This is a genomic window from Paracoccus methylovorus, from assembly GCF_016919705.1.
Taxonomy (GTDB): domain Bacteria; phylum Pseudomonadota; class Alphaproteobacteria; order Rhodobacterales; family Rhodobacteraceae; genus Paracoccus; species Paracoccus methylovorus.
The window spans coordinates 314,409-339,670 of record NZ_CP070369.1 but is presented as its reverse complement, the minus strand read 5'-3'; the positions used below and the strand labels follow the sequence as shown (position 1 = coordinate 339,670).

21 protein-coding genes and 2 pseudogenes are annotated in these 25,262 nt (G+C 63.5%); 11 read left to right on the top strand and 12 right to left on the bottom strand.

Features of this window, described 5'->3' with window-relative positions; genetic code table 11:
* Positions 1-88: 88 nt before the first annotated feature.
* Positions 89-229, bottom strand: coding sequence for a hypothetical protein (locus JWJ88_RS12460; protein ID WP_205295609.1), 141 nt, complete (start codon positions 227-229; stop codon positions 89-91).
* A gap of 219 nt (positions 230-448) precedes the next feature.
* On the opposite strand from JWJ88_RS12460, the gene chrA reads away from it, so the two are divergent.
* Positions 449-1,639, top strand: a complete 1,191-nt coding sequence (gene chrA, locus JWJ88_RS12455; RefSeq protein ID WP_205295279.1) for a chromate efflux transporter — start codon at positions 449-451, stop codon at positions 1,637-1,639.
* Positions 1,640-1,782: 143 nt separating this feature from the next.
* Here the strand turns inward: chrA and JWJ88_RS21775 are convergent.
* Positions 1,783-2,002, bottom strand: a pseudogene (locus JWJ88_RS21775) (integrase core domain-containing protein); the annotation flags it as partial.
* A 52-nt stretch (positions 2,003-2,054) separates the two neighbouring features.
* Here JWJ88_RS21775 and JWJ88_RS22270 point away from each other — a divergent pair.
* Positions 2,055-2,204: pseudogene (locus JWJ88_RS22270) on the top strand (ATP-grasp domain-containing protein); the annotation flags it as partial.
* 18 nt (positions 2,205-2,222) lie between these two features.
* Here JWJ88_RS22270 and JWJ88_RS12445 read toward each other — a convergent pair.
* Positions 2,223-3,113 (bottom strand): LysR substrate-binding domain-containing protein, encoded by an 891-nt coding sequence (locus JWJ88_RS12445; RefSeq protein ID WP_205295277.1) that lies wholly within the window; start codon positions 3,111-3,113, stop codon positions 2,223-2,225.
* Between the two features lie 93 nt (positions 3,114-3,206).
* On the opposite strand from JWJ88_RS12445, the gene metE reads away from it, so the two are divergent.
* Positions 3,207-5,543, top strand: a complete 2,337-nt coding sequence (metE, locus tag JWJ88_RS12440; protein ID WP_205295276.1) for a 5-methyltetrahydropteroyltriglutamate--homocysteine S-methyltransferase — start codon at positions 3,207-3,209, stop codon at positions 5,541-5,543.
* A gap of 104 nt (positions 5,544-5,647) precedes the next feature.
* Here metE and JWJ88_RS12435 read toward each other — a convergent pair whose 3' ends face one another.
* Both JWJ88_RS12435 and aceB read right to left on the bottom strand, forming a co-directional pair.
* Positions 5,648-7,258: an isocitrate lyase gene (locus JWJ88_RS12435; RefSeq protein ID WP_205295275.1), complete on the bottom strand. Its 1,611-nt coding sequence runs from the start codon at positions 7,256-7,258 to the stop codon at positions 5,648-5,650.
* A gap of 119 nt (positions 7,259-7,377) precedes the next feature.
* Positions 7,378-9,003: a malate synthase A gene (gene aceB / locus JWJ88_RS12430; protein WP_205295274.1), complete on the bottom strand. Its 1,626-nt coding sequence runs from the start codon at positions 9,001-9,003 to the stop codon at positions 7,378-7,380.
* 146 nt (positions 9,004-9,149) lie between these two features.
* On the opposite strand from aceB, the gene JWJ88_RS12425 reads away from it, so the two are divergent.
* Entirely contained in the window at positions 9,150-10,583 is a 1,434-nt protein-coding gene (locus JWJ88_RS12425) for a helix-turn-helix domain-containing protein (RefSeq protein WP_205295273.1), read from the top strand.
* Positions 10,584-10,746: 163 nt separating this feature from the next.
* On the opposite strand, the gene JWJ88_RS12420 is transcribed toward JWJ88_RS12425, so the two are convergent.
* Positions 10,747-11,400, bottom strand: a complete 654-nt coding sequence (locus JWJ88_RS12420; protein WP_240200235.1) for a GntR family transcriptional regulator — start codon at positions 11,398-11,400, stop codon at positions 10,747-10,749.
* Between the two features lie 209 nt (positions 11,401-11,609).
* Here JWJ88_RS12420 and JWJ88_RS12415 point away from each other — a divergent pair, with 209 nt between their 5' ends.
* Genes JWJ88_RS12415 through JWJ88_RS12400 form a run of 4 tightly spaced genes read left to right on the top strand, consistent with a single transcriptional unit; the run spans position 11,610 to position 16,082 of the window.
* Positions 11,610-12,560, top strand: coding sequence for an ABC transporter permease (locus tag JWJ88_RS12415; RefSeq protein WP_205295271.1), 951 nt, complete (start codon positions 11,610-11,612; stop codon positions 12,558-12,560).
* Positions 12,561-12,619: 59 nt separating this feature from the next.
* Positions 12,620-13,423, top strand: a complete 804-nt coding sequence (locus JWJ88_RS12410) for an ABC transporter permease (RefSeq protein WP_205295599.1) — start codon at positions 12,620-12,622, stop codon at positions 13,421-13,423.
* Positions 13,424-13,427: 4 nt separating this feature from the next.
* A complete protein-coding gene (locus JWJ88_RS12405; RefSeq protein ID WP_205295270.1) occupies positions 13,428-15,038 on the top strand; it encodes an ABC transporter ATP-binding protein in 1,611 nt (536 codons plus the stop codon).
* A gap of 12 nt (positions 15,039-15,050) precedes the next feature.
* Positions 15,051-16,082: a M14 family metallopeptidase gene (locus JWJ88_RS12400; RefSeq protein ID WP_205295269.1), complete on the top strand. Its 1,032-nt coding sequence runs from the start codon at positions 15,051-15,053 to the stop codon at positions 16,080-16,082.
* A 55-nt stretch (positions 16,083-16,137) separates the two neighbouring features.
* On the opposite strand, the gene JWJ88_RS12395 is transcribed toward JWJ88_RS12400, so the two are convergent.
* The 3 genes from JWJ88_RS12395 to JWJ88_RS12385 form a co-directional block, all read right to left on the bottom strand.
* A complete protein-coding gene (locus tag JWJ88_RS12395) occupies positions 16,138-17,292 on the bottom strand; it encodes a 2Fe-2S iron-sulfur cluster-binding protein (protein ID WP_205295268.1) in 1,155 nt (384 codons plus the stop codon).
* 2 nt (positions 17,293-17,294) lie between these two features.
* Complete coding sequence (locus tag JWJ88_RS12390) at positions 17,295-18,335, bottom strand: aromatic ring-hydroxylating dioxygenase subunit alpha (protein ID WP_205295267.1); 1,041 nt, start codon at positions 18,333-18,335, stop codon at positions 17,295-17,297.
* Between the two features lie 80 nt (positions 18,336-18,415).
* Positions 18,416-19,348, bottom strand: a complete 933-nt coding sequence (locus JWJ88_RS12385; protein ID WP_205295266.1) for a LysR substrate-binding domain-containing protein — start codon at positions 19,346-19,348, stop codon at positions 18,416-18,418.
* 172 nt (positions 19,349-19,520) lie between these two features.
* Between JWJ88_RS12385 and JWJ88_RS12380 the strand changes: the two genes are divergently transcribed.
* The 3 genes from JWJ88_RS12380 to JWJ88_RS12370 are packed head-to-tail and all read left to right on the top strand — an operon-like array spanning position 19,521 to position 23,602.
* Positions 19,521-21,077 carry an ABC transporter substrate-binding protein gene (locus JWJ88_RS12380; RefSeq protein WP_205295265.1) on the top strand — a complete coding sequence of 519 codons (1,557 nt, stop codon included), beginning with the start codon at positions 19,521-19,523 and terminating at the stop codon, positions 21,075-21,077.
* The gene (locus tag JWJ88_RS12375; RefSeq protein ID WP_240200234.1) at positions 21,074-22,483 is read left to right on the top strand and encodes an FAD-binding oxidoreductase; all 1,410 of its coding nucleotides are present in this window, start codon (positions 21,074-21,076) and stop codon (positions 22,481-22,483) included. The genes JWJ88_RS12380 and JWJ88_RS12375 overlap by 4 nt, the downstream gene beginning before the upstream one ends.
* A gap of 12 nt (positions 22,484-22,495) precedes the next feature.
* A complete protein-coding gene (locus JWJ88_RS12370; RefSeq protein WP_205295264.1) occupies positions 22,496-23,602 on the top strand; it encodes an aminotransferase class I/II-fold pyridoxal phosphate-dependent enzyme in 1,107 nt (368 codons plus the stop codon).
* 61 nt (positions 23,603-23,663) lie between these two features.
* Here JWJ88_RS12370 and JWJ88_RS12365 read toward each other — a convergent pair whose 3' ends face one another.
* The 3 genes from JWJ88_RS12365 to JWJ88_RS12355 all read right to left on the bottom strand — a co-directional run bounded on the left by JWJ88_RS12365 (position 23,664) and on the right by JWJ88_RS12355 (position 25,239).
* Entirely contained in the window at positions 23,664-23,963 is a 300-nt protein-coding gene (locus JWJ88_RS12365) for a CcdB family protein (RefSeq protein ID WP_205295263.1), read from the bottom strand.
* Complete coding sequence (locus JWJ88_RS12360) at positions 23,963-24,199, bottom strand: type II toxin-antitoxin system CcdA family antitoxin (protein WP_205295262.1); 237 nt, start codon at positions 24,197-24,199, stop codon at positions 23,963-23,965. The genes JWJ88_RS12365 and JWJ88_RS12360 overlap by 1 nt, the downstream gene beginning before the upstream one ends.
* A 137-nt stretch (positions 24,200-24,336) precedes the next feature.
* Complete coding sequence (locus JWJ88_RS12355) at positions 24,337-25,239, bottom strand: cupin domain-containing protein (RefSeq protein ID WP_205295261.1); 903 nt, start codon at positions 25,237-25,239, stop codon at positions 24,337-24,339.
* Positions 25,240-25,262 lie beyond the last annotated feature (23 nt).

Here is a 25,262-nt window from a genome sequence, read left to right as displayed (position 1 = left end):
CGAACGGCAGGCAGGTCGCGCAGAGCTGTCGCGTCGCTTCAACCTTAGCGTGTCCGCGAGGCTGCCGCGAGCCTGGTTCCCATAGCCGTCACTCGGCGGCGAGAGTAAGGCTGGCAGGCCCGGACGCCTCCAGCGCCGAGGCCCCCAACCCTCCGGCCAGATACAGCGGCAAAAGCGCGTTGATCATCTCGGACGAGACATCCATTAGCAGGCTGGCGATCCGCAGCATCCAGATCGTTGCCGGGAATGGCGGGGCGCGAGGCCAGGCGGGTCTGTGCGGGGTTGGATTCGGTCATTGCGGTTTGATGCGCAGGGTTGGCGTCGGCGACCCATTCCGGTCGGAAATCCCATCGGCTATCCTCCGGCTACGACGGGTATTCTCCTGCCTGTCATCAATCCGATATCTCACGCACGCAACGGTGTGCACAGTCTACGACAGGCAGGCAAGATGGCTGATCCCCCTACCCGGTCCATCGGCTCCGTCGGCGAGGTCTTCGCCGCGTTCCTGAAACTGGGCGTGACATCCTTCGGTGGTCCGATCGCGCATCTGGGTTATTTCCGGGATGAATTCGTCCTGCGCCGAAGATGGCTGTCCGAAGTCGCCTATGCCGATCTGGTCGCGCTTTGCCAGTTTCTTCCCGGTCCGACATCCAGCCAGGTCGGGTTCGCGCTCGGTCTCATGCGGGCGGGTTGGGGTGGCGCATTGGCCGCCTTCATGGCATTCACGCTGCCCTCGGCCGTTTTCCTGATCATCCTCGCCCTGACCGCGACAAGCATCGAGGGGCCGCTGGCACAGGGGCTGCTGCATGGGCTCAAGATCGTGGCGGTGGCCATCGTTGCGCAGGCCGTGCTGGGGATGTCGCGCAGCCTTTGCCCGGACCGTGAGCGAGCCAGCATCGCCGTCGCGGCCGTGCTGCTGTTGGCCGTTGCACCCGGGTCGGTCGGAATGATGCTGGCCATCCTTTTTGGAACCGGTGCCGGCGCAGTTTTGCGGCGCGGACAGGTCGTCGACGAAACTCGGTCCTCCGTGCCGGTGCCAAAGGCTCTGGGAGCCGCCGCACTGGTGGCCTTTGCCACGCTGCTTGCAGCCCTGCCGGTCTTTGCCAGCCTGAACCAGGGGCTGGCCTTGGCCGACAGCTTTTACCGAGCAGGGGCGCTGGTGTTCGGTGGCGGCCACGTCGTCCTGCCGCTTCTTGAGGCAGAGACCGTTCAATCCGGCTGGGTCAGTGCGGGTACTTTCCTGACCGGCTATGGCGCAACACAAGCTGTGCCGGGCCCACTTTTCACCTTTGCTGCCTGGCTGGGAGCCAGCATGACACTGCCCCCGAATGGGGTCTTCGGAGCGACCATCGCACTCCTTGCGCTCTTTCTGCCGGGGTTCCTGCTGTTGATTGCCGCCCTTCCGTTCTGGGGGTGGCTTCGCGCGCGCCGCATCGCGCAGTCCGCCATGCAGGGTGCGAACGCGGCAGTGGTCGGAATTTTGGGCACTGCGCTCTATAATCCGGTGTTCACCAGCGCGGTTGTATCGATGCTCGACTTCGCCGTTGCTCTTGCCTGCTTCGTGGCACTGGTCGCGTGGAAAGCACCACCGTGGCTCGTCGTTCTCGGCGGTGCTGCGGCCGGGACCATGGCGGTCTGAAAGGAGAACTACGACCGGCAGTTCTGCCCCGCGTCACGTCCTCGACAGCCCGAGTTTCGCTGCATTCTACGTGAAGGGCAGCTCCCAAGTGTATTGCCGCGCAGCAAGATCTCCCAGATTGGCCCGGGCGTGATGCAGGGATGGAACTGGGTCTCGTTGAGAAGCTCATCCCGCAGGCGGTCGTTGAAGCTTTCGATGAAGGCGTTCCGAGTTGGCTTTCCTGATGCGATGTATGTGGTTGTCAGCAAAGGTCGGGATCGCGTTCGAGGTGAACTCAGTCCTGTTGTCGCTGACCACTGTCTGGGGCTTGCTGCGGGCCTCGAATAGGGCCGCCAGTTCCCGGGCAACCCTCACGCGGGACAGCGGGGATCAAGGCCAAGTATTCGCGGGTGCGCTTGCCTAGACATTGTCTCGGCTGAATATAGGCTTTTCGCCAGCCGATGTCATGGACATTTTCCGCACAGAGGAAGGTCTGGGACTGTTGGAGACGAACTGTATCAATGCTGCAGGGTTTTATGCAGCCAACCGTGCAAAGCTCGCGGCGACGATAGACAGGATGGCTTGAAGCCGATGATTCCGCGCCCTATTCCAGCGGTGCGGGTTGGGTTTGTGCCGCAAGCCGAAGAAAACCTGCGATATAGTCGATCTGTTCCTCGCCCCTTCGCGTGCCCAGATGGATCGACTTCGGCAGCCCCTCCCCGATCCGGGCCGCGCGGATCGGCAGACCCGCACCCTCTTCGCGTAGCAGCCAGTCGGGCACGGCGCTGACCCCCCTGCCAGCCGCCACCAAATGCAGCATCATCTCGGTGGTCTCGACACTACGGTGGCGGCGCGGCAGGCAGTTTCCCGGCACAAGGAACCGCGTGAAGATATCCAGTCGCGCCGGCTCGACCGGATAGGTGATCAGCACCTCGGCGGTCAGGTCCGCGGGGAGCGCGATATCTCCTATTGGATGGGCCTTGGGCACTGCCAGAACCAGTTCGTAATCGAAAACCGCGCGATAGCTGATGCCGGGCAGGTCCAGCGGATCAGGCGTGATCAACAGGTCGATCTCATGCCCCAACAAGGCCGCGATGCCGCCAAAGCGGAAGGCGCTGCGTAGCTCCAGATCTACGTCCGGCCAGGCCGCAAGATAGGGCGCGACGACCCGCATCAGCCATTGCTGGCAGGGATGGCATTCCATTCCCACCCGCAACGCGCCGCGTTGACCCGTGGCAAAATCGGCCAGCACCCCTTCGGCATGTTCGATCTGCGGCAAAACCCGCTGCGCCAGCGCCAGCAGGTATTCGCCCGCCTGCGTCAATCGTAGCCCGCGACCCTCCTTTTGCCAGACGGCGATGCCGTGGCGGTCCTCGAACTTGCGGATCGTGTGGCTGACCGCGGATTGCGTCAGGTTCAGGCGGTCCGCAGCAGCAGTCACGCTGCCCAGCCGGTCCACCTCGCGCAGAATGGACAGATGTTGACGTTCAAGCATGCATGACACCAGTTCATTGATCTATGAGAATATACCATTTCTGTTCATGCGTTGTCAGCCCTATTCCGGCAGTAATCGGAACAGGAGACTGACATGGCGAAAGCAGCAAACCTTGGATTTCCGCGCATCGGCGCGCGGCGCGAGTTGAAGACTGCCGTCGAGGCGCATTGGAAAGGCAACCTGTCCGCCGATGATTTGGCCGCAGAAGGGGCGCGGTTGCGCGCGGCACATTGGCAGTTGCAGCGCGATGCGGGGATCGAGGTGATCCCGTCGAACGATTTTTCCTTCTACGATCATGTGCTGGACATGACTGCCGTTCTGGGTGCGGTCCCGCGCCGCTTTGGACCGGTTGGGGATCACGTTGCGCCCACGCAATATTTCGCGATGGCGCGCGGCACGGCTGAGGCGCCGGCGATGGAAATGACCAAATGGTTCGATACGAACTATCACTATATCGTCCCGGAGTTCGAGGAAGGGCAGAGCTTCCGGCTGGCCTCGCTGAAACCGATCGAGGATTTCCTTGAGGCCAAGGCGCTTGGTATCCACACACGCCCGGTGCTGGTCGGGCCGGTGACCTGGCTGTCATTGGGCAAGACCAAGGCCGAGGGGCTGGACCCGCTGACCCTGTTGTCCGCGATCCTGCCGATCTATTCGGATGTGCTGCGGCGCTTGGCCGAGGCAGGGGCGGACTGGGTGCAGATCGACGAGCCGGTCCTTGTGACAGACCTGTCGGACGGACAGCGCCGGGCACTGTCCACCGCCTATGCGGAACTCGCGACAGCGGGGCCGCGTCTCATGCTCGCCAGCTATTTCGGATCGCTGGACGACAATCTGGATCTGGCCCTGTCGCTGCCGGTGGCGGGGTTGCATCTGGATCTGATCCGCGCACCCGAACAGATCAAACGGGTGCTGGAGGCCGGGCCGGATAAGGTGTTGTCGCTTGGCCTGATCGACGGGCGCAATGTCTGGCGTGCGGACCTGGCCCGCGCCCTTGATGCGGCGCAGACGGCAGCACGCTTGCACGGCACGGGCCGCATCCAGATCGCCCCCTCTTGTTCCCTGCTGCATGTGCCGGTGGACCTTGATGCCGAGGCCGGTCTGGATGCGGAACTGAAAGGCTGGCTGTCCTTTGCGCGCCAGAAACTGGCTGAAGTTGCGACATTGACCCGCGCGCTGAACGACGGTCAGGTCGCCGTTGCCGATGCTTTGGCAGCAAACGCGGCACTTGTCGCATCGCGCGCATCGTCGTCGCGCATCCACGATCCAAAGGTAAAGTCCCGCTCGGCCTCGGTCGGCCCCGATGACTTGCGCCGCAGATCGCACTATCAGGTGCGGCAGCGGGCACAGGCCGCGCAACTGAACCTGCCGGTCTTTCCGACCACCACCATCGGATCGTTTCCGCAGACCGCCGAAGTCCGCCGTGCTCGCGCCGATCATCGTAAGGGCCGGATTTCAGCGGCCGACTACGACGCCTTCCTGAAGCGCGAGACCGAAAGCTGCATCCGCAGGCAAGAGGCCCTTGGCCTCGACATGCTGGTCCATGGCGAGTTCGAGCGTAACGACATGGTCGAATACTTCGGCGAACAGCTTGCCGGCTATGCCTTCACCCGGTTTGGCTGGGTGCAAAGCTATGGCTCGCGCTGCGTCAAGCCGCCGCTGATCTTTGGCGACGTGTCGCGTCCCCAGCCGATGACGGTCGAATGGTCGGGCTATGCGCAATCGCTGACCGACCGGCCCGTCAAGGGGATGCTGACCGGCCCGGTGACGATCCTGCAATGGTCCTTTGTGCGCGACGACCAGCCGCGCTCGGAAACCTGCAAGCAGATCGCGCTGGCGATCCGTGACGAGGTTGCCGATCTGGAAGCCGCCGGAATCAAGGCCATCCAGATTGATGAGCCGGCGATCCGTGAGGGCCTGCCCCTGCGCCGGGCCGACTGGGACGGCTATCTGCAATGGGCGGTGGATTGCTTTCGCCTGTCCGCGTCGCCGGTGCGTGACGAAACCCAGATCCACACCCATATGTGCTATTCCGAATTCAACGACATCATGCCTGCCATCGCCCGGATGGATGCCGACGTGATCTCGATCGAAACCTCGCGTTCCGACATGGAATTGCTGACGGCTTTTGGCGATTTCGAATACCCTAATGAGATCGGCCCGGGGGTCTGGGACATCCACTCCCCCCGCGTGCCACCCCAAGAGGACATGATCACCCTGCTGCGCAAGGCCGCCAGCGTGATCGCGTCCGAGCGGTTGTGGGTAAACCCCGATTGCGGGCTGAAGACCCGGGACTGGGCCGAAACCGAAGCGTCGCTGAAAAATCTTGTGGCGGCAGCAAAGGCCCTGCGCAAAGGCGACCTGACACCATTGCCCGTCGAAGGCGGCAGACACTCTGACACCGCCTGTGCTTGCGAGGAAATGACAGGATAGACGACCACAGAACACGCCACCCCCGAAGGTCCGGGGGCGGCGCGACAGGCCGGGGTCGTTGAGCGAATCCACCAAAGGCAGGCGACCCCCGGCCTTGTCCCGGTTTATTCGGCGGCAAACTGGTTCATGGTATTGGCGTGGCCGCCGGCCTTCAGCGCCCGTTCGCCCGCCACCATCTCTTTGAAACTGTCACCCAAATCCGAGCCGACCTCGTGCTGGTGCTTGACCGCGCTGATGCCGCGACGGATTTCCTCGCGCTGCACGGTTCTGACATAGGCCAGCATCTTTTCCTCGCCGAAATAGCCGCGGCTCAGTTCATCCACCGATTTCGCGGTCAGGTGGAAAGTGGGCAGGGTAATCAGGTTGTGGAACACCCCCGCCCGCGCCGAAATATCGGTCTGGAAGCGTTGCAGACGTGCATCCGCCTCGTGGCCCAGGTCGGTATCGTCATAATCGGCCTTCATCAGTTCGTTGCCGTCGGGATAGTCGCCGCCCTTGATCCGACCCTCGGCGATCCACTGCGCGCGGACCTGTTTGCGCAGGTTCAGGGTCCAGTTGAAGCTGGGCGAGTTGTTATAGGTCAGCTTGGCATCGGGCACCGCCTTGCGGATTTCGCTTACCATACCGGCGATCTCATCGACATTCGGCGTATCGGTTTCGATCCACAGCAGATCCGCGCCGCCGTCGCGCAGCGAGGCGATGCAATCCTCGATCACGCGGGCCCGGCCGGTATTTTCCCTGAATGGAAACAGCCCGTTCGGCAGGCGGGCGGGCTTGACGAACTCACCACCCTGATAAAGTGCAAGCTCACCCTCGCGGATCGGATTGGCGTCAGAGATCGGTTCGGTTTTCAGCCACTTGATATATTCGGCGGCATGGTCGCCGGGCTGTTGGCTGACCGGCACCTTCTGGGTAAGGCCGGCGCCAAGGCTATCGGTGCGCGCGACGATCACGCCGTCATCCACGCCCAACTCCTCAAATGCCAGCCGGCAGGCGCGCAGCTTTTCGATGAAATCCTCTCGCGGCACCGTCACCTTGCCGTCCTGATGGCCGCATTGCTTGGCATCGGATACCTGGTTTTCGATCTGCAATGCGCATGCGCCGGCCTTGATCAATTCCTTGGCCAGAAGATAGGTCGCATGTTCGTTGCCGAAACCGGCGTCGATGTCGGCGATGATCGGCACGACATGGGACTCGAAATTGTCGATGGCCGCGATGGCTTTCTGGCGTTCCGCCTCTGTCCCGGCCTCTTTCAATGCCTTGAACAGGTCGTTGAGGGCAACTTCGTCGGCTTGCCGCAGCGAAACATAGATTTCCTGGATCAGATCGGCCACGGCAGTCTTTTCATGCATGGACTGGTCCGGCAGATGCCCCCAGCGGTTGCGCAACCCGGCGACCATCCAGCCCGACAGATAGACATAGGTGCCCTTGGCAGTGCCGCGCAGGCGTTTGACCGCCTTGATCATCTGCTGGGCGTGAAAGCCCGACCAACAGCCAAGGCTTTGCGTGAATTTGCTGCTGTCGGCATCATAGGCGGCCATGTCGGCCCGCATCACGCCTGCCATATCGCGGGCGATATCCAGATGTGTGTCATAGGTGTTCTGCAGCCTCAGTTGCACGATGTCATCGACCGTAACGCCGCCCGGCGTAGTCCCCGAGGGGTAGCGGGACAGGAGTTCGGCACGGATTTCCGAAAAAGTCCTTCGGTTCTTCATAATGCTTCCTTTCAGCATGGTCGGTTCGGGTTGTTTGCAGCGGGGCCTCGACCGGGGGGCGTTCGTCCGGGATCGGACCGCCAAACGGGGAAAACGTGCGGATGATGTCCATGCGGGTATCAGTCCAAGGCGTTCAGGACCTGACAGGCCGGCGTGGTGATGAAGTCGGGCAGGACCTCGGCCATGACCGCCTCCTGCACGATCCGCGCGGCCGAGGCGTAATGCCCGCGATGGAAGCCGTTGGGGCCAAGACGGTCGAGGATGCGGACGATCTCATCCTGCACCAAGATCCCGAACCATTCGTCGGTCAGGCGGCCTTCCTTGCCATCGGCCAGCACCACCGGTGCGTTGTGCCGCCGCCATTGCCAAAGCTGGGCACGGCTGATTTCGGCGGTGGCGGCGTCCTCCATCAGGTGGTTGATCGGAACCGCGCCCCTGCCCTGCAGCCATTGTGCCAGATATTCGATAGCGACCGAGATATTGCTGCGGATCCCGGCCTCGGTCACCTGCCCCTGATGCGGGCTCAGCAGCTTGGCCGGCTCGATCCGGTAATCTTGACGCGGGCGGCGGATCTGGTTGAGACCAGGCATGGCCGCATCGAAAATGGCGCGCGCAACCGGCACCAGATCGGGATGGGCGACCCAGGTGCCGTCATGGCCCAGCTCAATCTCGCGCTGCTTGTCGGCACGGACCTTGGCAAAGGCGGCTTCATTGGCGGCGGCGTCGTTCCTGACCGGAATCGCAGCCGCCATGCCGCCCATGGCATGGATGCCCCGGCGGTGGCAGACCTTGACCAGCCGCGCGGCATAGGTCGCCAGAAAGGCGCGGTCCATCGTCACCTCGGCCCGATCCGGCAGAAGATAGGCGGGGTGATTTCTCAGTGTCTTGATATAGCTGAAGATATAGTCCCAACGCCCGCAGTTCAGCCCGGCGATATGGTCGCGCAGTTCCCAGACGATCTCGTCCATTTCAAAGGCGGCAGGCAGCGTTTCGATCAGCACCGTGGCCTTGATCGTGCCGGGCGCCAGACCGACTCTTTCCTGCGCGAACAGAAAGACGTCGTTCCAGAACCGCGCCTCGCGATGGCTTTCCAGCTTGGGCAAGTAATAGAATGGTCCGCGCCCCGAGGCCGCCAGTGCGCGACCGCAGTGAAAGATGCTTAGCCCGAAATCGAACAGTGCGGCCGAAACCGGCTGCCCGCCGATCAGCACGTTCGATTCCAGCATGTGCAGACCACGGGGGCGGGTGATCAGCAGCGCGGGATTGGCGCCGACACGATAGGATTTCCCTGTCTTCGGATCCTCGAATTCCAGCGTGCCGTCGCGATAGTCCAGCATGTTCGCATGGCCTGCGATGATATTGGCGAAGGTGGGCGAGGTCGCATCCTCGAAATCCGCCATGAAGACCTGCGCGCCCGAATTCAGCGCGTTGATCATCATCTTGCGGTCGACCGGGCCGGTGATCTCGACCCGCCGGTCGGCCAGCACGTCCGGCACCGGTGCGGCCTGCCAGATGCCTTGCCGGATATCCCTTGTCTCGGGCAGGAAATCGGGCAACTCACCCCGGTCTATGCGTTCCTGCCGGCGCTGGCGGGCAACCACCGCGCTCTGCCGCCGCAGGCCGAACCGGGCCTGCAGTTCGGCAATAAACGCCAGGGCCTCGGCCGTCAGGACGTGATCGGCGCCGGGGGCATCGCGCAGGACGACGGGTTGTTGAATCTTGGCGGCAGAGTGATCCAGGGGCATGGCAGGCTCCGATGATTCCGTGTATTGTCAGGCTAGTAATGTCATGCTGCTGTTGCAGCATATCTTTTGAAGAAACGGGTTTTCCTGTCACTTCCGTCAGATGACATCGGCAGGATCTGTAACTTTTGTCACAAGAGGCGACCGGGATGGTAGCGCGTGCAGAGAAACTGATCATCGGCCAGCGGCTGCGGGTGCTGCGGCAATCGCTGGGGCTGACACAGGCGCAAATGGCAGCGGAACTTGGCGTTTCGGCCAGCTACATCACCCTGATCGAGGCTGACCAGCGCCCGGCCTCGGCGCGGTTGCTGATGCGCCTGGCCGAAGTCTACAACCTGGACATCACCGAACTTGCGCCTTCGGCGGATGCGCAACTGGCGGCGGATTTCGCTGCGGCGCTGAAGGATCCCGTGGTTGCTGAAACCCTGCCGCGCGCCGAGATCGAGGCCGTGCTGCAATCATCGCCCCGGATCGCTGCGGCCTTCGTGCGACTGCACGATCGTTACCGCGAGACGCTGGTGCGGCAACTGGCCGACGACAACCCGATGACCGACCGCGACAAGGTCGAGGCACTGGCCGAAACCTCGCGCCCGGTCGAGCGGGTCCGCGCATGGTTCTATGCACGCGGCAACCATGTCGATGCACTGGACCGTGCCGCCGAATCGCTGGCCGGCGAACTGGCGCTGCACCGCAACGAACCCCATGTCGCGCTTAGCGCAAGGCTGGGTGCGCATGGCATCCATGTTCGTATTCTGCCCGCACCGGTGATGGGCGACCAGCTGCGCCGTTTCGACCAGCACCGCAAGGAGCTGCTGCTGTCGGAACTGCTGGGACAGTCCAGCCGGCGTTTCCAGATCGGCGTTCTGCTGGCGCGGCTGGAGGCGGAAGACATCATCGCCAACCTTGTTGCCGGCGCGGCGCTGCCCGATCCGGCAGCGGAAAGCCTGATGCGGGTCAGTCTGGCCAATTATTTCTCTGCCGCGCTGCTGATGCCCTATGGCCGCTTTCTGGCCGCCTGCGAAAGCACCCGTTATGATGTGGAATTGCTCAGCCACCGTTTCGGCACCAGCTTCGAGCAGACCGCCCATCGCATGTCCACGCTGCAACGCCCGCAGGCGCGGGGGATCCCGTTCTTCTTCGTGCGTGTGGACAGGGCCGGGAATATCTCGAAACGCTTCAGTGCCGGGCGTTTTCCGTTCTCGCGCTTTGGTGGCACCTGCTCGTTGTGGAACATCCATTCCGCTTTCGAGACGCCGGATCAGGTCCAGACCCAGGTGATCCGTATGCCGGAAGGGACCAGCTACTTCTCGATCGCACGCACCGTCCACCGGGCGGGCGGCAGTCATGGCGCACCCGCGCAGCGGCTTGCCATCGGGCTGGGCTGCGACGTCGCCTATGCGCCGCGCCTGATCTATGCCGACGGGATCGACCTCGGCCGCAGCCGTCCCATCGATATCGGGTTGAACTGCTATCTGTGCGAGCGTCAGAACTGCCCCGCCCGGGCCCATGCCCCGATCAACCGCAAACTGACCGTGAATGAGCGCGAACGCAGCCTTGCGATTTTTCGTTTTGAGGAAAGTTGATGTCCGGGTGCGTCGACATTTTGGGCAAGCCGGATTTCCTTATTTGCGATGGCAAGGCTGCCATAGTGGTCGCCTGCCGCAGCCGCGAAGCGACTCGCCTGTCCCGTGCAGATCGTCGCAAGATCAACTGCAATACAACGTGCATGAGCACGGCAACGACGGGTCAATAGCGCGATGTCAGGCGATAGCCCCGCTGATAGATCAGCCGGACAAAGGTGATCGGCTGATGTTGCCATGATGTCTGACGCTCGATCCGAAACAGCGGATCGCCCTTGCCGCAGCCGATATTCTCGGCCTGCTCGGTGTCGGCGGCGGTCGCGGAAAAACTGACCTCGACATCCGAAAACGGCACTTGTCGGATCAGCCACTCGCTGGGGCCGGATTGCGAGAAATCAGCCTCACGCGCCAAAGGGGTGGCGGTCAGGTTGATCCAGCGATCCTCCAACTGATAGGGATTGCCGTCGGCGAAGTGGATGCAGGTCAGGTGCCGCACCTCGTCCTGGGGACGCAGCGACAGCCGCGCCCGCAGCCAGTCAGGTGGGCGGCCGATATTGCTGTGCAACAGGGCATAGCGATAGTCCGCGCCCTGTTCCTCGATCTCGGCGCGCACTACGGGTATGTGCAGGCGGATCTGCCGCAGGGGGACACTGCGAACATGGGTTCCCGCCTTGCGCTTGCGCTCCACGATCCCGTCATCGACCAGTTCGCGCATCGCCCGGTTGACGGTCGCCCGGGCAGCCCCGAATTTCTGCGCCAGATCCAGTTCGTTGGGCAGACGCGATCCGGGCGCCCATTCGCCACTGGCAATGCGTCGCATTATGTCTGTCTTTATATCCCGAAAGGTAGTGGGTGAACTCATCGTGGCCTCCGCGGACAATCTAGTGCGGCATGGGAGACCCTGATGTCAGTATTGCTGCTGTATAGTGCAGGCTGGCTAATCTGACATGACTGGACCTTCTGTCCCTGATCGGGATTATACCTAGCCATATATCCTATGAAGTCCAGCCATATGGAAGCCAGGAACTCATGATCGCTACGCTTATCCTGCGACGTCTTGCCATCGGCCTGCTGACGTTGATCATTGTTTCTATTGTGATTTTCTGGGCCATCGAGCTGCTGCCCGGCGATATCGCCACCGAAGTCCTGGGACAATCCGCCACACCCGAAACCCTTGCCGCGTTTCGCGAACGGTTCGGCCTGAACGATCCAGCCATGCTGCGCTATGTCAACTGGCTGCGCGGCATGGCGACGGGGGATTTCGGCCTGTCGCTGGCCAACCAACGCCCCATCGCCAGCCTGATCGGGCAGCGAGCGGCCAATACGTTTTTCCTTGCCGGCTATGCTGCGGTGATCGCGGTGCCGCTGGCGGTCGGGCTAGGGCTGGTTTCGGCGCTTTACCGGGGGTCGCTGCTGGATCGGTTCATCTCGTCCTCGTCGCTGGCGGTGATCTCGTTCCCAGAGTTCTTTGTCGCCTACATCCTGATCCTGATCTTTGCGGCATGGCTGGGCTGGTTTCCCAGTCTGGCGGCGGTGACGCCGGGCATGGGACTGTCCGAGCGGCTTTATGCGACCTTCCTGCCCGCCCTGACCATGGTGCTGATCGTCATGGCGCATATGATGCGGATGACGCGGGCGGCCATCGTCAACCTGCTGGCCCTGCCCTATATCGAGATGGCCGAGCTGAAGGGGCTTCGCCGCTGGCGGATCATCGCGGTTCATGCACTGCCGAATGCGGTCGCGCCCATCGTGACCGTCGTGGCGCTGAACCTTGCCTATCTGATCGTCGGCGTGGTCCTGGTCGAGGTGGTGTTCGTCTATCCCGGCCTGGGCCAGTTGCTGGTGGACAGCGTGGCCAAGCGTGACGTGACCGTGGTGCAGGCGGCCTGCCTGATCTTTGCCGCGACCTATATCCTGCTGAATCTGATCGCCGATGTGGTGGGCATCCTATCCAATCCACGCCTGCTGCATCCGAGGTGAACCGCGTGAAACAGATACTTTCTCAGGCGGCCCAGGCGCCGTTTTCGGCCAAGCTTGGCATGACGGTGATCGCCGTTTATGCGGTGGTCGCGATATTTGCGCCGCTGCTGGCCCCCTTTCCCGAGGCTGCGGCGGTCGGGCGCCAGTACCAACCCTGGGCCGCGCCGCATTGGCTGGGCACGGATGCTCTGGGTCGCGATGTGCTGTCGCGGCTGATCTATGGCGCGCGCAATACCGTGGGCATCGCCCTGCTGACGACGGTTCTGGCTTTTGTGCTGGGAACGACGACGGGTTTGCTGGCGGCGACGGTGGGGGGCTGGTTCGATACGCTGGCCTCGCGTGTGGTCGATGTGCTGATGGCGATCCCCTCGCTGATCTTCGCGCTTTTGATCCTGACCATCACCGGCACCTCGGTCATTGCGTTGGTGCTGGTGATCGCGGTTCTGGACAGCACCCGTGTCTTTCGCCTGTCGCGGGCGGTGGCGCAGGGCATCCTGACCATGGATTATATCGAGGTCGCGCGGATGCGGGGCGAGGGGCTGGGCTGGGTCATCCGCCGCGAGGTTCTGCCCAATGCCAGCGCGCCGCTGATCGCCGAGTTCGGGCTGCGGTTCTGTTTCGTCTTTCTGTTCATCTCGGCCCTGTCCTTTCTTGGGCTGGGCCTGCAGCCGCCGACTGCCGACTGGGGGTCGATGGTGCGGGAAAGCGCGCGGTTGATCGCCTTTGCCAACTTCTCGTCATGGCAGGCGGCGACCTTCGGGTTTGCGCCGCTGCTGCCGGCTGGGGCGATCGCGATGCTGACCGTGGCGGTCAATCTGGTGGTTGACTGGGTGCTGCATCTGTCTAGCGGGCTGAAGGATTAACGCCATGGAAAACCTGCTGACCATCCGCGATCTGCACATCGAGGCCCGTTCCGACACGGGATGGAGCGAAATCGTCAAAGGCGTGGACCTGACCCTGAAACGGGGCGAGATCCTGGGCCTGATCGGTGAATCCGGCGCGGGGAAATCGACGCTGGGGCTGGCGGCGATGGGTTATGTCAAGCCGGGATGCCGGATCAGCAGCGGCTCGGTCAATTTCGACGGGCACGAGCTGGTCGAGGCCGGCAAAAGCCAGTTGCGCCGCTTGCGGGGTCGCCGCATCGCCTATGTGGCGCAATCCTCGGCCGCGGCCTTCAACCCGGCGTGGCGGCTGATCGACCAGTATTGCGAAGGCCCCACCCAGCACGAGTTGATGTCGCGCCGTCAGGCCGCAGCCGAGGCCGAACAGCTTTACCGCGACATGCGCCTGCCGGAACCCGAACGGATCGGACTGCGCTTTCCGCATCAGGTCTCGGGCGGACAGTTGCAGCGGGCGATGACCGCCATGGCGCTGGCCTGCCACCCCGACCTGATCGTCTTCGACGAGCCGACCACGGCGCTGGACGTGACCACGCAGATCGAGGTTCTGGCCTCGATCCGCGACGTGGTGCGCAAATATAACGCCGCCGCGATCTATATCACCCATGATCTGGCGGTGGTCGCGCAGATGGCCGACCGCATCAAGGTGCTGCTGAAGGGCAAAGAGGTCGAGGATGCGCCAACGCCCGAGATGCTGGCCGCCCCGCGCGAGGATTACACCCGCAGCCTGTGGGCCGTGCGCGCGTTCCGCCCGACCCCGCGTCCTCCGGGTCCGGCCCCCCAGCCGATCATGCAGGTGGAAAACATCACCGCAGGCTATGGCAGCCATGTCGTGCTGGACAACGTGTCCTTTTCGGTCCCGCGCGGGCGAACCGTCGCGGTCGTGGGTGAAAGCGGATCGGGCAAATCCACCACGGCGCGGGTCATCATGGGACTGTTGGCCCCCACGCAGGGCCGGGTGCAATTCGAGGGCGCAGAACTGCCCGACACCGGCCGCAAGCGTCCGCGCGACCTGCAACGCCGTTTGCAGATGATCCATCAGATGGCCGATACCGCGCTGAACCCGCGCCACCGCATCCGCGATGTGATCGGCCGTCCGCTGGAGTTCTTTCTTGGCCTGCGCGGCGCAAAAAAGGAACAGCGCATCCGTGAATTGCTGGACCAGATCGAGCTGGAACCCGACCGTTTCATCGACCGCCTGCCGGGCGAGTTGTCGGGTGGCCAGAAACAGCGGATCTGCATTGCCCGCGCCTTGGCGGCCCAGCCGGAATTCATCATCTGCGATGAGGTGACCAGCGCGCTGGACCAGCTGGTCGCCGAAGGCATCCTGCGGCTTCTGGACCGGCTGCAAAGCGAACTGAACCTTAGCTATCTGTTCATCACCCACGATCTGGCCACCGTCCGATCGATTGCCGACGAGGTGGTGGTGATGCAGAACGGACAGGTGGTCGAGCAAGGGCCAAAGGATGAAATGTTCACCCCACCCCATCACCCCTATACCGACAAGCTGCTGTCCTCGGTTCCCGAAATGGACCCGAACTGGCTGACCCGGCTGCTGGCCGAACGCCGCAGCGTCTGAACAGGATCAACGATGCTTTATTACGATACGATCTCTTGCGCGCTGGATCTGAACGCGGCGGGCAAACGCTCTGGCTGGGTCGACCTGGCCCATTCCGACCATATCCACGCCTACAGCGCCATTCGCAGCCCCATCGGCTGGATCGGCTCGGGGTCCGGCCCGGTGGCGCTGATCGTCGGCGGCAATCACGGCGATGAATACGAAGGCCAGATCATCGCCCGCCGGCTGTTCGCCGAATTGCAGCCCGAGGATATGCTGGGCGGCGCAATCTTTCTGCCGGCGCTGAACATGCCTGCGGTGACGAGCCGCAGCCGCATTTCGCCTCTGGATGGCGGCAATATGAACCGCGCCTTTCCCGGTGGCGAAGGACAGGGCCCGACGCGGGGGCTGGCCGGCTTTGTGACCCGTCACCTGATCCCGCGCGCGCAGCTTGTGCTGGACATTCACTCGGGCGGCGGCACGAGCGAATATCTGGATGCCACCTATCTGACCCTGACCGGCAATGCCGAGGCCGACCGGCACAATCTGGAACTGGCCCGAGTTTTCGCGCTGCCCTGGACCATGGTGGTGCCGATGGGCAGCACCGGGGGCGATCTGGATTCCGCGGCATTGGCTGCAGGATGCGCGATGATCTCTTGCGAGTTGGGCGGGATGGGAACGCTGTCGCGCGACTCGCTGCGGTTGGGATGGCAGGGCGCGCTGCGCCTGCTGGCCGCGCAGCGGATCATTACCGATGCTGCCGCCGACAGGCTGGGCCGAGTCAAGGCGGAAGATACGCGTTTCGTCGATATGGGCGGCGGCAGCCGGCATGTGACCGCGATGACGCAGGCGCTGGCCGAGCCGCTGGTGGGGCTGGCCGATCATGTCGAGGCCGGGCAGCCCGTGGTCAAGCTGCACCCGCTGTTCGATCTTGGGGCAGAGCGGCTGACCCTGACCGCCCCGGTCGCGGGATATGTGGCAATCCGCCGAACGGGGGCCATGGTGCAGCCGGGCGATCACGTCCTGACCATCACGCCCGGGATCTCACCCGATACCCTGACGTAACGGGCTGACCCGGTGGGCGAATGAAACGCGCCGGGCAGTCTGCCCGGCGCTGTCGTTACAGGTCCAGCACCACGCGTCCCACGGGACGCGAGCAGCAAATCAGCGCCCGTCCTGCGGGCGGTGGGTCCAGCGGATCGCTGATATATTCCAGCTCGCCTTCGCGCAGGTCGCAGATACAGGTATTGCAGATGCCTTCGCGGCAACTGAAATCGGGCTCGAGCCCGGCAGCTTCGGCCAGTTCAAGAATGGTCCGGCTGGCGCTGTTCCATGGCGCGGTGATGCCCGAGCGGGCAAAGACCACCTCGGCCCCGGTCGCAGCGGGGCTTGCCGCGCTGGCGATATGTGCCGGTTCGGGAACGGCGCGGGCATCGGGATCGGTCAGGAACTCCAGCCGGGCCAGCGATTTCGGCGCATGGGCGGGGGAATGCGGCGCGGGCGCGACCACCGCCGGTTTTTCCTCGGCCAGCCGGGCCAGCGAGCCACCCTTGCCGAAGAACTCATAGGCGATGCGATCCGGTGCGATGCCCAGACCGGTCAGCAGCCGCCACATCGCCACCATGAAGGGCGTCGGCCCGCAGAGATAGACCTGATAATTGTCGATGGGCAGCAGCGATTGCAGCAGGGCACGATCCACGATGCCCTCGGCGTCGAAACGACCTGCATCGCGGTCGGCCTGCGTCGGCGTGCGATAGACGTTGCGCGCGGTGATCCGGCCCTGCGATGCCGCGGCCAGCGCCGCCACCTCGTCGTGCAGCGCATGGACATCGCCGTTTTCGACCGCATGGATGAACCACACGCGGCGGTCGGTTGCGGCCAGACGGTGCAGCATCGACAGCAGCGGAGTCAGCCCGACCCCCCCGGCCAGCAGCAGCACTGGGCGGTCGCTGTTCTCATCCAGAACAAAGCTGCCGCGCGGTGCGGCAACCTCGATCACGTCACCCTCGGCCACATGATCGTGCAGCCAGCCCGAGCCGGCCCCCTGCACCTCGCGCTTGACGCTGATGCGGTGATGCGGCCCGGTATCGACCGCGCAGGACAGCGAATAGGTGCGCAGCACCGGGTTGGCGCCCGGAATCCGCAAGGTCAGATATTGGCCGGGTTTAGCGACCCACACCGGGCCGCCGTCCTCGGGCTCCAGATAAAAAGAGGTGATGACGCTGCTTTCGGGTTGCTTGCGCGCAACCCGAAAACGACGGAACGCATTGGCCATGGTCAGGCCCTCATCTTCTCATCGACGATCTGCTCTTCCGCGATCATCGCCTCCAACTGCCGGCGAAAGCGCAACTGCCCGGCGTCGATGGACAGGTCGATATGCGGCGAGGTCTTGGCGGTCATGCCGACCTGCACCTCGTTGAGAACGGCGCGATCCTCCTCGAAGGCGCTGCGCACGTCGTCGGACATCATCTGCGAAAGTTCCGCGTCGTCGGGCCGGATATTGCGAAGCTGGAACCAGTAATAGCGTGTCTCGGATTCGGTCGTGGGCGTCATGAAGTTGTAGCTGTCCATGACAAAGGTTTTCTCGTGCAACTGCCCGTCCGGCCCGCCGGTGCCCGCAGGCGTAAAGACCGCGCGGATCAGCGCATGGCTGGGATAGCGGACCTCGTAATGCTGAAGCCGGTCGCAGTCGCCGTCGAATTCCACGATCTTCTTGTAAAAGGGCGCCGGCTCGACACCCATCATCCAGCGGTGGACGATCACGCCGTTTTCGGTGCGGGTGACCTTCAGCGGGGTATCTTTGGTCGCTGCCTGCGCAAAGCTGCTTTCATGGACCCATGCGACATGGGTGGGGTCAAGCAGGTTGTCGCACATCAGCAGGTAGTTGCATTTCAACTCCATCGCCGCGCCGCGATTGATGCCCCAATCGGGGCTGTCGAAATTCGGGATGTCGATGATGTCGTCGGGGTCGGCGATGGCGGCATTGCCCATCCAGATCCAGACAAGGCCGTATTTTTCGTGCACCGGATAGGGCCGGACCTTGGCGGCCGAGGGGATGCGCCCCCCGCCCGGCGCCCAGACGCATTGTCCCGCGCAGTCGAAGGTCAGCCCGTGATAGCCGCATTCGACATTGTCGCCCTTGATCCGACCCTTGGACAGCGGCAGCTTGCGATGCGGGCAGGCATCCTCTAGCGCGATCACCTCATCATCGGAGTTGCGGAAAACGCAGATCTTCTCGCCAAGGACGATGATCTGCTGCAGGCTATTCGTGACCTCGTGGCTCCAGGCCGCGACATACCAGGCGTTCTTAAGAAACATGGCTGCACCTATTTGTGGCTGTTTGGCCAAATGTATAGGCGTAACGGGAATAGTTCAGGCTAAAAGAAACAGTGGATTGTTTAGTCCTGCTGAGGGTTTGCGCTGCGCAGGGGCTTGGTGATCAGAACCAGCCAGTTGAGAAAGTCGCGCGCCACCGGCTGCTCCAGCGTCGTCGCGCCCCAGCAGATGTGATAGGGGTCGGGCATCGACAAACTGTCGTCGGACAGGCGGATCAGCCGCCCGGTCCGCAGGTCTTCGCGGACGAATGACGCCTGCCCCAGCACCGCCCCCTGCCCTGCGATTGCTGCCTGTAACGCCAACCCCGACACCGAATAGACCGCGGCCTGCCGAATCGCGGGCGGATCCTCTGACCCCTGCGCCGTAAACCAGTCCCGCCAATGCGGTTCGGTGGTGTAGCTTTTACCCCAGTCGATACCGATCAGCGGCAGGTCGATCAGTTTTGCGGGATCACGCGCCTGGGGATAGCGATCGAGAAAAGCAGGTGAGCAGACCGGAAAACAATGATCCGTATAGAGGACGCGCGAGTGGGTATATTGCTGCGATGCCTCGCCATAGGTCAGCCGGAAGGTGTTTTCCAGCATGGAGGGATCGGCTTCCTGATGGGTCGCGATAACGCGGATTGCGACTTTCTTGTGCATTGTCTGAAATTCGGCCAAGCGCGGATTCAGGAAATGCGACATCATTGTCGGAAATCCGGAAACCGTCAGTTCCTCGCTTTGCCGATGGGACAGGATATAGTCCTGCGCCAGCATCAGGCGCCCGAAACCCTGCGAAATCAATCCATGATAGGTGCGGGCCGCCGGCGTCAGCGTCGCCCGCCGGCCGTCTTTTACCAGCAACACGGCGCCCACATGCTCTTCCAGCAGGCGCAATTGCTGGCTGATGGCGCCAGAGGTGACGCCAAGCGCGCTGGCCGCAGCGTTGACTGAGCCCAGTCGGCCAAACGCCTCGAAGGCCTGCAAGGCGCGCAGGGGTGGCAGCAAGGTTTTCAAGGTGGCGGCTCCGTTTTCTACCGGCCTGTCATTTTAGCCTGCCTGTCCGGTCCAGCAGGCAAACTGCATTGTCTGCACGTCACGACGTATCCTATTTTAGCCTAGACATAAAAAAAACGACAACAGTCTTGTCAACCGGCCAACCGGAAGATCAGCAAGGGAGACACGCTATATGGCGCTCATTTTCAATCGCCGTTCGTTGCTTTTGGGGGGCGGCGCTTTGGCCGTCGCATCCTCGCTGGGGCTGCGCCCCTCGCCCCTGATGGCGCAGGCTGCGCCGCGCAAGGGCGGCACCTTCCGGGTGGCAATCGCAGATTTCGACATTGCCGACACGCTGGACCCGCAGCTTAATGAAACCCGCTTTACCATGCATGTGCAGTATCAACTGCGCAACGCCCTGATCGAGGTCGGGCCGGGCGGGACGCTGATCCCTGAGCTGGCGACGGAATGGGGCGCCAACGACGACCTGACCGAGTGGACGTTCAAGCTGCGTCAGGGGGTCGAGTTCCACAACGGCAAGACGCTGGATGCCAATGACGTGGTCTTTTCGATCAACCTGCATCGCGGACCCGATACCGTTTCGGAAACCCGGGCGCTGATGTTGCAGATCACCGACGTGCAGGCGGTTGCCCCCGATGAGGTCAAGGTCACGCTGGAGGCACCCAACGCCAGCTTCCCCGCGCTGATGGCGATGGTCACGATGGTGATCGTGCCGGCCGACGACCGCGACTTTGACAAGGGCATCGGCACCGGTGGCTATACGCTGGAGTCGTTCGAACCCGGCGTCAGCGCCCGCGTGGTGCGTTTCCCGAACTACTGGAAGGAAGGGCGTGCGCATTTCGACGCCATCGAGACGCGCTGCATCGCCGATGTGAACGCCCGCACCACGGCGTTGCAAACCGGCCAGATCGACGCGATGGGCGGGGTCGATACCGCGACCGCGATGCTGCTGACCGCGATGCCCAGCATCAAGCTGCTGCAGACCAAGGGCAAGCAGCATTACGCCTTCAGCATGGACACCCGCGACCCGCTGTTCGTCGATCCGAATGTGCGCCTGGCGATGAAACTGGCGATGGACCGGCAAGAGATGCTGGACAAGGTGCTGTCGGGCTTTGGCTCGATCGCCAATGACCAGCCGATTTCCGAAGCCTATGAATATCACAACCCGGATATTCCCCAGCACAGCTATGACCCGGATCAGGCGCGCGCGCTGTTGGAAAAGGCCGGAGTATCGGGGCTGCGGGTGCCGCTGCATGTGGCCGAAGCGCCCTTTACCGGCGCCACCGACATGGCACAGCTTTATGCCGAACAGGCCAGCCGCGCGGGTATCACCATCGACGTGCGCCGCGAACCCGATGACGGCTACTGGTCGAATATCTGGGGCAAGCGCCCGATGTTTGCCACCAAATGGTCCGGCCGCGTCAACGAGGACCTGATGCTGAGCCTGGCCTATTCGCGCGAAAGCATCGGCAGTTGGAATGAGACCGGCTGGGACAACGACGAATTCAACGCAAAGCTGGTCGCAGCACGCGGCGAAAAGGACGAGGCAAAGCGCAAGCAGCTTTACTGGGAATGCCAGTCGCTGATCAGCACGGATGGCGGCATGGTTGCCCCGCTCTGGGCCGATTTCCTTGATGCGGTGTCGGACAAGGTCGCGCATGGCGAACTGGCCAACGACTGGGAGCTTGACGGCGCGCGCGCCGGCGAACGCTGGTGGTTCACCGAGTGACGCAGGCGGCAAAGATCGACGGCGGGGCGATCCGTCCCGCCGTGCGTGCGGCAATGCAAGAGCTGGCGCCGGTCTTTCGGGACCGGCTTCTGGTCTCGGCCTCGGCCCGTGAACATTACGGCGCGGCGGAAAGCTGGATTTCCGCCGCGCTGCCCGATGCGGTCGTCAAGGTCCGCTCGACCCAAGAGGTCGCGCAGGTCCTGGCCATCTGCAACCGCCACGGCGCGCCGGTCGTTCCCTTTGGCGCGGGGTCCTCGATCGAGGGGCAGGTTCTGGCCCCCGAAGGCGGGATCACCCTTGACCTGTCCGCGATGGACCAGGTGCTGCGCATCGGGGCCGAGGATATGGATTGCACCGTTCAATGCGGTGTCACCCGCCAGCGGCTGAACGAGGAACTGCGGGACGCCGGGCTGTTCTTTCCGGTCGATCTGGGGGCGCATGCGACACTTGGCGGCATGGCCTCGACCCGGGCATCGGGCACCACGACGGTGCGCTATGGCTCGATGCGCGAACTTGTGCTGGGGTTGACGGTGGTGCTGCCGGACGGCCAGATCATTCGCACCGGCGGGCGGGCACGCAAATCCGCCTCGGGCTATGACCTGACGCATCTGTTCGTGGGGGCCGAGGGCACGCTTGGCGTGATTACCGAAGTCACCCTGCGGCTGTTCGGTATCCCTGCGGCTTCGCAGACGGTTCTGTGCAGCTTTGCCGATCTGGATGCCGCGACCGGCTGCGTGGTCGAGGCGCTGCAATTCGGTCTGGGGTTGAACCGGATCGAACTGGCCGACGATTTGCAGATGCAGGCGATCAACGGCTATTGCGGCACCGATCTGCCGGTCGGCCCGACGCTGTGGGTGGAGATCACCGGCTCTGCCCCGGCGGTCGCCCACGACATCGCCCTGTTTCAGGATCTGGCGCAGGATGCCGGGGCGGTGCGGGTCGAACTGGCTACGACGCCCGACGACACCGCGCGGCTGTGGCGCATCCGCCATGACGCCCTTTATGCGGCGCGGGCGCTGCGGCCGGGCATCAAGGGGTTGTCGACCGATGTCTGCGTGCCGCTGTCGCAACTGCCTGCCTGCATCGCCGCGATCAAGGCCGAAATCGCGCACACCGGCCTGATGGCGCCGCTGATGGGTCATGTCGGGGACGGCAATTTCCATCTGGTGCTGCTGTTCGATCCGGCGAATCCCGCCGAGCTTGAAACCGGGATGGCCATCAGCCGCAAGCTGGTCGAGCTGGCCCTGTCGATGGGGGGCACGGCAACAGGGGAACACGGGGTTGGCTTGGGCAAGAAGCCCTATATGCAGGCCGAACATGGCCCGGCGCTGGACCTGATGCGGCGGTTGAAATGCGCCGTTGATCCGTCGGGGATCATGAACCCCGGCAAGATTTTCGATCTGTGAAGGCGTAACGACATGACAAGCGATCTGATACGGCCCGAAGTGGCCGCCCTGCCGGATTACAATGCCGGTCTGGCGCTGGACCGGTTCCGCGCGATCTATGGCATCGAGGCCCGTGCCAAGCTGGACAGCAACGAAAGCCCGCTTGGCCCCTCGCCCGCCGCGGTCGAGGCGATCCGGCATGCGGCCGCGGGGACCGGGCGCTATCCCGACGCCTCCGATCAGGCGCTGCGCGATGCGATCGGGGCGGAAAACGACACTCCCCCCGAGGCCGTGATCCTTGGCAACGGCTCGGAAGACCTGATCAACGCCATTTTCCGCACGGTCCTGCGGGCGGGGGACGAGGTGGTGACGATCTGTCCCAGTTTCGGCCTGCACGAATTCGGCGCGCAGGCGGTCGGGGCGTTGGTCCACAAGATCGCCTTTCTGCCGGACTGGTCCTTTCCGGTGGATGGGCTGGTGCGCGCGATGGGGACAAGGACGCGGGTGCTGATCTTTTCCTCGCCCTCGAACCCCGCCGGACCGGCGATAACGCGGGATGAGTTCACCCGGCTGATCGCCGGCGTGCCCCCGCATGTGCTTGTGGTTTTCGACGAGGCTTACCGCGAATATCTGGCAGGCGATGCGTCCTTTGACGCGCTGGCGATGTTGCGCGATGCGGGGCTGAGCTGGATTTCGCTGCGGACGTTTTCCAAGGCCTACGGGTTGGCGGGCGCGCGGGTGGGCTATGGCATCTGCTCGGACCCGGCGCTGACGCAGGCACTGCGCAAGACCCGCAATCCTTTTGCGGTCAACGCCTTGGCAGGGGCCGCCGCGCTGGCGGCGCTGCAAGACCGCGACCATCTTCAGCGCAACGTCGCCTTGACCGTTGCGGAACGCAGCCGGGTCGCCCAGGCCTTGCATCAGGCCGGGCATGAGGTCGCGCCAAGCGAGGCGAACTTTCTGTTCTTCCGCACGCCGGGCAAAGCCGCCGATTTCGTCGAGGCATTGCGTCGTCAGGGCGTGCTGATCAAGGCTTGGCAGGAAGAGCCGTTCCTTGATTGGGCACGCGTCACGATCTCGACCCCGGCAGAGAACGATATCTTTTTGCAGGCGGTCGCGATGGTGGGGGCCGGCGTATAACCGACATCACGGCGCTGCATCTGCGCGCGGTTTTTCTGATGCGGAGGGTAGCCCGACCGCGTCAGAACCCGACCAGAACCATGTCCAGCGCCGCCATGATCTCGCTGTCCTGCCCCGACAGGTTGGTGACCGGGCTGCGCAACAGGGCGCGGGGGATCGCGGCCATGAACTGCGTGACCATCACATGCGGCACGTCCCCGATCACGAACAACGGGTTGAGACGCTTGGCTGGAACCGGAGCTTGCGCCAAAGGCATCAGCGGCACCACGATGCGCGTGTTCAATCCGCTCAGCACATCCGCCTGAACATCCAGCACATAGCCCACTGCGCTGGGGTTGGCGTAGACGTCGAAACGCGCCATCAGAACTGCCGATACTGGTCCAGAGGCAGGCCGTGCGCATCCACCCATGCGTTCGAGCTGGCAAGGGCGGCGGCGTTTTCCTGCTGCCAGGCTTTTGCCTTTGCCTCGGCCACGGCATGTCGCAGGCCGGCCTCGGCCGCCTGGGACAGGTTCACCCCGAACGATCTGGCCTCGGTCAGCAGCGACGAATCCAGCGTCAGGTTCGTGGGTTTCCGGGGGGCAGTATGGGCGTGCATGATCTTACCTCGCTTTATGCACATCATATATGCGCATGGTGATGCGTGACAAGCCTGTTCCCCACCGGGCCGCTTGTGAGAAAATCGGCGACAGCGCGCCAGCCCCTGTCGGCTGCCGCGCTGTGCTCGATGGGCGGTCAGGAACTCTCTGGCATGGGGTAATCGGCTTCGTTCAGCACCCATCCGTCCTGCAGCGAAAAATCCAGACGCGGCGGGCAGAAAATGTCCACAAGCGCGTTCGTTTCCGGGCCGCTGGCCTCGGTCGTGTGAATGACCGGCGGCGGGATCACCAAGGATGAGGGCGAGCCGACGGCGATGTGCCGGTCCTCGCGCCAGTCGCCCCGATCAACCGTCCAGGGCCAGCGCAGATGGTGGGTGAAACTGCCGCCAAGGGCCAGCGAACATTGCTCGAAATCGTCGTGGTGATGGGGGGAAAGCTTCTTGGGATCGCGCGGGCCTTTCTGCACGTCCAGAAAGTTCACCATGAAGGTGGTGCAGCGGAAGATCCGGCCAAAGCGCCCTTCCTGCGGCGCCACATCAAGGCTGTAGGTGCGGATCTTGAAGCCTCCGACCGGTTCCGGCCATGCCGCGAAGTGCGGGATATGGCTGCGGCCCGCCGCATAGGCACCGGCATTGGGGCAAAGCGCGACCAGATCGGACGAGGCGCTGGTGAACAGCCGCACGAAGCGGCCGCCTTGGGGCAGCGTGACACGGCTGTTGCCGGGCGGCACGAAGGCGATGGAATTGGCTGCGACCGTGACGGTTTCGCCGTTCGCCTCGATCACGGCCGGGCTGTCGGGCAGCAGCAGGACATATTCGTCGGGCTGCGCCGTGCGCGCGAAAGCCGCGCCGGGCTGCGCTTCGGCATAGGCCAGCACGAAATTGCAGCCGCGCTGATACCAGATCTTGCGGCCCTCGGCATCCTCTTGCGGAGGGGTCTTGTCGAACTCGGCCAGTTGCTCTTCGGCGATCAGGCCGGTGCGCGGTGGGGTCGATGCCGCGGCAAAGATCGCGGCGCGAGGGTCTTTGTCTTTATACATCTGAAATCCTTTCCGGGTTGCGG

Bases quoted from the DNA above. Each gene is read 5' to 3' on its own strand.
- JWJ88_RS12445 (WP_205295277.1), bottom strand. From the start codon at position 3,113: ATGCTTGAACGTCAACATCTGTCCATTCTGCGCGAGGTGGACCGGCTG.
- JWJ88_RS12460 (WP_205295609.1), bottom strand. From the start codon at position 229: ATGCTGCGGATCGCCAGCCTGCTAATGGATGTCTCGTCCGAGATGATC.
- metE (WP_205295276.1), top strand. From the start codon at position 3,207: ATGGCGAAAGCAGCAAACCTTGGATTTCCGCGCATCGGCGCGCGGCGC.
- JWJ88_RS12365 (WP_205295263.1), bottom strand. From the start codon at position 23,963: ATGGCGCGTTTCGACGTCTACGCCAACCCCAGCGCAGTGGGCTATGTG.
- JWJ88_RS12425 (WP_205295273.1), top strand. From the start codon at position 9,150: ATGGTAGCGCGTGCAGAGAAACTGATCATCGGCCAGCGGCTGCGGGTG.
- JWJ88_RS12420 (WP_240200235.1), bottom strand. From the start codon at position 11,400: ATGCGACGCATTGCCAGTGGCGAATGGGCGCCCGGATCGCGTCTGCCC.
- JWJ88_RS12410 (WP_205295599.1), top strand. From the start codon at position 12,620: ATGACGGTGATCGCCGTTTATGCGGTGGTCGCGATATTTGCGCCGCTG.
- JWJ88_RS12395 (WP_205295268.1), bottom strand. From the start codon at position 17,292: ATGGCCAATGCGTTCCGTCGTTTTCGGGTTGCGCGCAAGCAACCCGAA.
- JWJ88_RS12370 (WP_205295264.1), top strand. From the start codon at position 22,496: ATGACAAGCGATCTGATACGGCCCGAAGTGGCCGCCCTGCCGGATTAC.
- chrA (WP_205295279.1), top strand. From the start codon at position 449: ATGGCTGATCCCCCTACCCGGTCCATCGGCTCCGTCGGCGAGGTCTTC.
- JWJ88_RS12390 (WP_205295267.1), bottom strand. From the start codon at position 18,335: ATGTTTCTTAAGAACGCCTGGTATGTCGCGGCCTGGAGCCACGAGGTC.
- JWJ88_RS12435 (WP_205295275.1), bottom strand. From the start codon at position 7,258: ATGAAGAACCGAAGGACTTTTTCGGAAATCCGTGCCGAACTCCTGTCC.
- JWJ88_RS12360 (WP_205295262.1), bottom strand. From the start codon at position 24,199: ATGCACGCCCATACTGCCCCCCGGAAACCCACGAACCTGACGCTGGAT.
- JWJ88_RS12355 (WP_205295261.1), bottom strand. From the start codon at position 25,239: ATGTATAAAGACAAAGACCCTCGCGCCGCGATCTTTGCCGCGGCATCG.
- JWJ88_RS12405 (WP_205295270.1), top strand. From the start codon at position 13,428: ATGGAAAACCTGCTGACCATCCGCGATCTGCACATCGAGGCCCGTTCC.
- JWJ88_RS12415 (WP_205295271.1), top strand. From the start codon at position 11,610: ATGATCGCTACGCTTATCCTGCGACGTCTTGCCATCGGCCTGCTGACG.
- aceB (WP_205295274.1), bottom strand. From the start codon at position 9,003: ATGCCCCTGGATCACTCTGCCGCCAAGATTCAACAACCCGTCGTCCTG.
- JWJ88_RS12400 (WP_205295269.1), top strand. From the start codon at position 15,051: ATGCTTTATTACGATACGATCTCTTGCGCGCTGGATCTGAACGCGGCG.
- JWJ88_RS12380 (WP_205295265.1), top strand. From the start codon at position 19,521: ATGGCGCTCATTTTCAATCGCCGTTCGTTGCTTTTGGGGGGCGGCGCT.